The 7,381-nt window shown below is 45.9% G+C and carries 3 protein-coding genes; 1 reads left to right on the plus strand and 2 read right to left on the minus strand.

The window, feature by feature from the left end:
* Nucleotides 1-198: 198 nt before the first annotated feature.
* A complete protein-coding gene (locus EII41_RS12925; protein WP_124751501.1) occupies nt 199-666 on the minus strand; it encodes an outer membrane beta-barrel protein in 468 nt (155 codons plus the stop codon).
* A 30-nt stretch (nt 667-696) separates the two neighbouring features.
* A complete protein-coding gene (locus tag EII41_RS12930; protein ID WP_124790922.1) occupies nt 697-2,337 on the minus strand; it encodes a dipeptidase in 1,641 nt (546 codons plus the stop codon).
* Between the two features lie 497 nt (nt 2,338-2,834).
* Between EII41_RS12930 and EII41_RS12935 the strand changes: the two genes are divergently transcribed.
* Nucleotides 2,835-6,236, plus strand: a complete 3,402-nt coding sequence (locus EII41_RS12935) for a DEAD/DEAH box helicase (RefSeq protein ID WP_185711918.1) — start codon at nt 2,835-2,837, stop codon at nt 6,234-6,236.
* The last annotated feature ends 1,145 nt before the right edge of the window (nt 6,237-7,381 follow it).

The following is a 7,381-nucleotide window of genomic DNA, read 5'->3' on the forward strand; positions in this document are numbered from 1 at the left end:
TTAGAAAATCGATCAGGGTCATTGCCTTATTTTTTGCAAAGATAGTCATTTTAGGCAAATATACGGATATTCATTATCCTTTATTAAATGTTCAGGAGTACTGACCATTTATTCATAAAAAGAGTCATATCATTCCTCGAAAAAAGGAATTTAATATGACTCTTTCTGTTTAGGCTAATTGCCCGGGTGTTTCTTTGTTTAGAAATGGTAAGCTACTCTGACAGCTATCAAAGCCTGATCGTAATTACTCGTTAGATTGTATTTCATATCCGTACCCACAGATACCTGATCCGTAGCATAAAGCTCGGCTCCTAATCCTACATTCAGTCCCACACGGGTCTGATTTCCATCATGTCCTTTGAGATTCCAAACCGACATTCCCAAGCCTCCGATCGGATAAAACGCGAAGTTGCGCGTTACAGGTACCACGTAGTGACCGTCGAACTCCAGATACCACGCGCTGATACCGTGATTACGAAACATGTGCGTAACAGAGGGAGCGATTCGCACATTCCGCCACACATTGTGCCGGAAATCAAGACCGAACGTTGCCGACTCACCATCGAGCGCATATCCTACATTTACTCCTGCCGACGACTGTCGACGCTGTCCATATCCGGCAACCGACAGGAAAATCAGAGCTATGATAGCTATCAACTTTTTCATTTCTTTATTTTTTGGTTCAATGATAGAACATCATTGTGCCTTCAATTGTTCACCGCCTTGGCGAACGATTTCTTTGTAATATTCTTCGTCGTATCCGGGGAAGTCTGGAGCAGAGGGCAGTCCGTACGGATTACGTTTAAATTTTCCCTCCTGCTCTTTTTTTACGTTTCCATCGATATATTTAACCATGAGATATTCGCCCAGTTTTTTCCATCGTGCGGTAGCTTGATCGGCCGTCGTCGTACTGTACCACGTTAGGAAGCGGCGTGCTTCTTCGGGGCTTTTCTCATAGAGTGCCAACGCAGCCTTATCGATAGCCGGAAGGGCATCATGGTATCCGTTTTCCAACTCGGTTTGTACCTTGCGGATGTCTTCAATCATAAAGCTGTATTTATGGTATGCCATATTTGCGACCCAATTATGAATCCAGAAAGCTGAACTCCACGAGAAGGTCAACATATCTCCGTTGCCTACCCGATAGCATTCAGGCACTGCCAGTGAAGAAGCGTAAACCGGATTGAAAACAGCCGTATTGGCATCGTCGACTCCAAACCACAAGATGCCTCCGATGGCATCGGGCAGCCAGTTACGCATCTGAGGGACAATCACAAAGCCTGTTTGCTGTGTAGCGATAGCGCGTTCATGGAGATACTTCTGTCCGTCTACGGTATAGTGCATCGGACGCCAACGATAGGGAACCTTATAGGGTCCGGCACCCGGGTCTTTAGTCATATCCATACTTGTCCCTTCGTAATGATTGCGCATGGCTTGTTGTACGTCTTGTACGGAGAGTTTACGGTCTGGTTTGATATAAAGCGGCATCGGTTCTTTCGTTGCGTCACCTCTGACAAAAGCCTCGTATTTGTTCATTTCTTTGTCGTACTGGCGGAAGAAGGACCATACACGCGCTTCGCAGGCACGCAAGCCGCTGAATTCGTATGGGCAATATGCATTGGCAAAACTGAAATCTTTGTCTTTACCTTTGAAATAACCTTTTTCACGAGCGTATGAAACAACATCGGGCGCGTACATACAGTTTTCCTTATCATGGAAAGGGATTTGATGAATGCGTGACTGGTTGGCATGCGCGGCAATGCAATCGTCCGGGATACGGATGGCTACCCACAAAGCCCCTTTATTGCCGACTCCTTTTCCGACCATCTCCATGATCCAAACTTCGTTCTTATCGGCAATCGAAAATGACTCACCGCTGCTGTAGTAACCATATTCAGCCACTAAATCGGTCATTACCTTAATGGCCTCGCGAGCAGACTTGGATCGTTGCAAAGCAATGTAAATCAAACTGCCGTAATCCATAATCCCAGTCGTATCGATCAACTCCGGACGTCCTCCGAACGTGCTTTCTGTAATGGCTACCTGATATTCATTCATGTTTCCAATGACGGAATACGTCTGTCTTACTTGTGCGATCTTACCCAGCGGCTTTCCTGTATCCCACTCGGATACATCAAGCATCGTACCTTGAGGATATGTCGCAGCCGGCCAACGATACATCTCACCATAGAGTGTATGCGAGTCTGCCGAATAACTAATCATTACCGAACCGTCTGTCGAAGCTTTTTTCCCTACCAGCAAGCCGGTGCATGCTGAGATTTCAGAACCCGCCGCCAATAACAAAAAGGCGATCAGTACAATACATTTTTTTTTCATTTACGTTTTGATTTTATGTTTCTCATTATACAATCTATGGGGACAAAGATAAACGATGTCTGACGAAAAGCCAAACTTATTTTGTGAACGTTGAGTATCCGGATTGCTTGGAGTTGTTTCGTTTCATTCCTTCTGGCTCAAAACACGAACGCTTCTTTACATCATCGAACGACCCGGCAGTTCTAATCGAGAGCTATCGGTTGGTCATTCAACGTTCACCCTGTTTTTGAGACATCAAGTCCGGCACAAAAGATGATATCTTGGTCTATCGGAAAAATCGTGAAGAAGAAAAAACGGAGTCCATCACTATAAAATCCAAAAAAAGCAGCATCTTTGCATTGGCTATCAAAAAATCATTACACATTCTTATGTCTATTCAATTCGGTAAAACATGGTGGGGTGAACATTGGTTACGTTCATTGGAAAATGCAGATTATGACAATCGCCTGCCACGAGGAGCCGCTTATGCACGGAGCGGGCACGTACAATCTGTAAAGATGAACGATAATACGATAATGGCCAAAGTATCCGGGAGTCGCCCTTCTCCATACAAAGTAACAATTATCGTCCCGCCGTTTTTTGAAGATCAGATTGAAATACTGATGCAAAAAATCATTGCAAGGCCGGTGTTGATTTCGAAATTACTCAACCGAGAACTTGATCCCGCCATTTTAGATATTGCCGAACAAGCGGGGTTGAAAGTCTTCCCCCGCCAATGGACCGATTTCAAAATGCAATGTTCCTGTCCCGATTGGGCAGTGCCATGTAAGCATTTGGCCTCGGTGATTTATATGGTCAGCCGCGAAATTGATAATGATCCTTTCCTTGTTTTCAAAATTCATCACGTAGACCTGATTGAAGAGTTAAAGAAGCGCGGAATCTTTATCGCCGAGCAAAAACGATACGAAATTCCGACCATGGCCTCTCTGCTTAAACCGATAAAAAAAGCTACGCAAACCATCGATCATGAAGCAGTTTACCGGAGAGTAGATTTCTCGCTCCTGCGCGACATAGCCGCCCCCTTGGTACATCTCTTGCCGGACAAGCCTCCGTTTTATCCGGGAGGGAATTTTCGTGACAAATATGCCGCACAATTTATACGCTTGGGCAAAGAAGCCCAACGAATCATCAACAAAAAACGCGATTTCAGCACTTTGTTGGGATCCGTAGAGGCGAATCACACCATTTCACATCATACCCAGATTTACTTCGACATTAACCGAAATAACGAAGTGCATTTGTCGGTCAACGATTCGAATATCAAGAAACTGCCTGACCTGCTCCCCGCACTGTTTCATCTTCACCCTGACTATCTGCCCGATTACCAACCCTCGATAGCAGCGGCACATCAAATCCTCTTTGCCTCTATCCATCTTGTCGCAAACGGAAATATCGTTCCACAAATCGTCCAATTGGAAAACAAGCTATTTGTTATCCGCTGGATACCGGCAATGATCGATACGCAAGTACGCGCATTGGTACAACAACTTTCGGAAAGGCTGCCGACAGATCTGTTACAAACCACCAAAAATGTTCGTGGAAAAGAAAAATTGGTCTCCGTAGAAAATCAGACAACGGAATTGCTGTCGCTGTTTATCTCTTACCTGATAAAAAGATTGTCCAAACAATCGACAGGTGATTTGTTCGAAGACATGTTTTTCAAAAACAAGGCTTACGCTTTCGCAGGCGTAGGCGAAAATGCCTTGAGCGGAGGGATCAAGGTCTGGCTCGACCGCTACTTCCTCACAGCCGAAGTCCACAAACCACTGATCACCGTGACAGAGATCGATGACAACCGTTTCGATGTAACCCTAAGCATTGAAGATACCTCAGACCCCAACAGGCTCCCCATTCCACTATCCAAAATACTGAAGGAAAAACAATTCGAAAAGCATCGCTTTAAAATACTCCGGAGCGTATCGTTGTTGTCGCCATTCATACGCGGGCTGGACGAATATGTAAATCAGGGCGGAATTTTCCCTATCCGGTTCGATACAAAAGAGTTCGCCCCGTTCCTAATGGAAGTGTTGCCGGCTATCCGGCTACTCGATATTCAGGTGCTGCTTCCCAGATCGCTCCAAAACTTGTTGCGTCCGAAGACCTCCGTAAGGTTAAAACGAAAATCAGATCAGCAAGGGTTTATCCGGCTGGACGAACTGCTTACATTCGACTGGCAAATAGCTCTTGGCGACACGGTTCTTTCGCCGGAAGACTTTAAAAAGTTGATAAAAAATGCATCGGGACTGTTTCGCTTCAAAGAAAATTACATCTATGTAAGTGAAAACGAGATGGAAAAGATTTACAAAACCATAACCGATAATAAACCCCTTAATTCATACCAGCTGCTCCAAACGGCCTTGAGCGAAGAATATGAAGGCGCCCCCGTTTCGCTTACCGACGAAGTACGCGATTTGATTTCGGAACTCACTTCGTGTCATGATATCCCGCTCCCGCAAGGTCTCAACGCTACGCTGCGTCCCTACCAGCATCGCGGATATTCGTGGATGTATCGGAACAGCCGCATCGGTTTCGGCAGTATCATTGCAGACGATATGGGATTGGGAAAGACATTACAAGTCATATCCATCCTGCTTAAAGCCAAAGAAGAGGTCACTCTCAAGACGAAATACAGCGCATTAGTCGTAGTCCCGACCGGACTAGTGACCAACTGGCAAACGGAAATGGCCAAGTTCGCGCCTTCCCTCTCTTTGCATCTCTTTCACGGACAAGCCCGCGATCTGAAACAATTCGATGCCGATGTGATGCTAACGACTTACGGTGTTTTGCGAAGTGACAGCGAAATACTCCGTAAACGGAAATGGCAAGTCATGGTTATCGATGAGGCGCAAAACATAAAAAATTACGATACCGCACAAGCCAAAGCGGTGAAAAGCATTCCGGCCAAAATCCGCATTGCGATGAGCGGAACGCCTGTGGAAAACCGGCTGAGTGAATTCTGGTCGATTATGGACTACACGAACAAAGGATACCTGGGAAATATACGAAGATTCAAAGAGGATTTTGCTACGCCCATACAGGTTTTCAATGACGAGCATGCAGTGTCTAAATTCCGTAAAATCACATCGCCGTTCATGATAAGACGTATGAAATCGGATAAAACGATTATTTCCGACCTGCCGGATAAAGTGGAGCAGAATCAATTCGCATGGCTCACCGAACAACAGGCGGCGCTATATCAAAAAACCATGCAAGCTGCCATGGAAGAAATCGAAGGTTACAGTGAAACGGCCGACAAACAGTCGCTTTTCAAACGTCAGGGACTCGTACTGCAAATGATTCTGGCACTAAAACAAATCTGCAACCATCCGACCAGTTTCTTAAAAAACAACCGTTACGACGCATCCCTTTCCGGAAAAACGGAACTGCTCTTCGAATTGCTCGATACGATACTTTCGTCGGGAGAAAAAGTGCTTATCTTTACGCAATTCAAAGAAATGGGTGATATGCTCGAACGATTCATTACCGAACGTTTCGGTAACCGACCGATGTTTTATCACGGAGCATGTTCGATCGAGCAGCGAAAGAACATGGTAGAACGCTTCCAAACCAATCGGGCCGACAAAATATTCATCCTCTCGCTCAAAACTGCCGGCACCGGATTAAACCTCACGGCCGCCTCGCACATCATCCACTACGACTTGTGGTGGAATCCTGCCGTCGAAAATCAGGCGACCGATAGAGCTTATCGTATCGGACAAAAGAAAAACGTAATGGTGCATCGCCTGATTACAAAGAATACATTCGAAGAAAAAATTGATGAAATGATACAACATAAAAAGCACCTTGCAGAGATGACCGTTGCCTCCGGAGAAAACTGGATCGGCAAATTAAGCAATAAAGAACTGCGCGAAATTTTCGGGTCAAATCACAGCACTTAACGACGGAAAAGATCATTTTATCCCAAATTACGCAATAGACAGTTCGGCGTTTACCATTATTTAACCAAGGGCTGAAAGCCCGGATTATTTCAGCCCCATCCCGCAAGGGTGGGGGATCCATATCCATACCCTGTTTTTGAGGGCTGAAAGCCTGAATTAATCAGCGGCCAGCCAACAATCAAACCAATCAACAATCAAACCATTGTGTTACCCTCTTCCAAGAGGGGGTTCACCCCTTACATTAAGGCTCAAAACCCCTACCTAAGGGGGGGGAACCCCTGTCCTTAGGGGGTAAAACCCCTACCCAAGAGGGGGAGAACCCCTGCCCTTAGGGGGTAAAACCCCTACTCAAGAGGGGGAGAACCCCTGTCCTTAGGGGGTAAAACCCCTACCCAAGAGGGGGAGAACCCCTGCCCTTAGGGGGTAACCCCCCTACTCAAGAGGGGGAGGACCCCTTACATTAAGGGTCAAAACCCCTACCCAAGGGGGGGAGAACCCCTGCCCTTAGGGGGTAAACCCCCTACCCAAGAGGAGGAGAACCCCTTACATTAAGGGTCAAAACCCCTACCCAAGGGAGGGAGAACCCCTGTCCTTAGGGGGTAAAACCCCTACTCAAGAGGGGGAGAACCCCTGTCCTTAATTTAATTGTTAGTTAGTAGTCAGCGTTCATCCATCAGCCAAATCAACAACTAAACAATTCAACACCTCAACGCCCGAAGGGCATAACCACAAGTTGCACAAGCCTTTGACAAGTTGCACAAATTTTAATTTGCGTTGGTTTGTGTCATTTGCGTTCGGACATTTGTCATTCAGAGCGTCAAGCGATGAATCTCTTTTTTTTCTTGCGGGATTCCTCTCTACGTTCGGAATGACAGAGGCGTTCATCCATCAGCTAAATCAACAACTAAACAATTCAACACCTCAACGCCCGAAGGGCTTCACTTTTCACTACTACATGTATTACCTCAGGCTTTCAGCCCTCTGTGCCGAGGGGTTACCTTGTTTCCCAACGCTACGCTTCGCTCCACATTGGGCTGAATTAACGCTCCCTTTCAGGGCTCTTGTTTAATTGTTAATTGTCAATGGTTAATTGTTATACCGGGTACATGGTTCAGCGGGTACCATGCATAACAATTGACAATTAA

The sequence above is a fragment of the Tannerella forsythia genome (assembly GCF_003860135.1).
In the GTDB taxonomy this organism is placed as follows: Bacteria; Bacteroidota; Bacteroidia; order Bacteroidales; family Tannerellaceae; genus Tannerella; species Tannerella forsythia_A.

Excerpts from the sequence above, each read along its gene's own strand:
- EII41_RS12925 (WP_124751501.1), bottom strand. The coding sequence starts at position 666 with ATGAAAAAGTTGATAGCTATCATAGCTCTGATTTTCCTGTCGGTTGCC.
- EII41_RS12930 (WP_124790922.1), bottom strand. The coding sequence starts at position 2,337 with ATGAAAAAAAAATGTATTGTACTGATCGCCTTTTTGTTATTGGCGGCG.
- EII41_RS12935 (WP_185711918.1), top strand. The coding sequence starts at position 2,835 with ATGAACGATAATACGATAATGGCCAAAGTATCCGGGAGTCGCCCTTCT.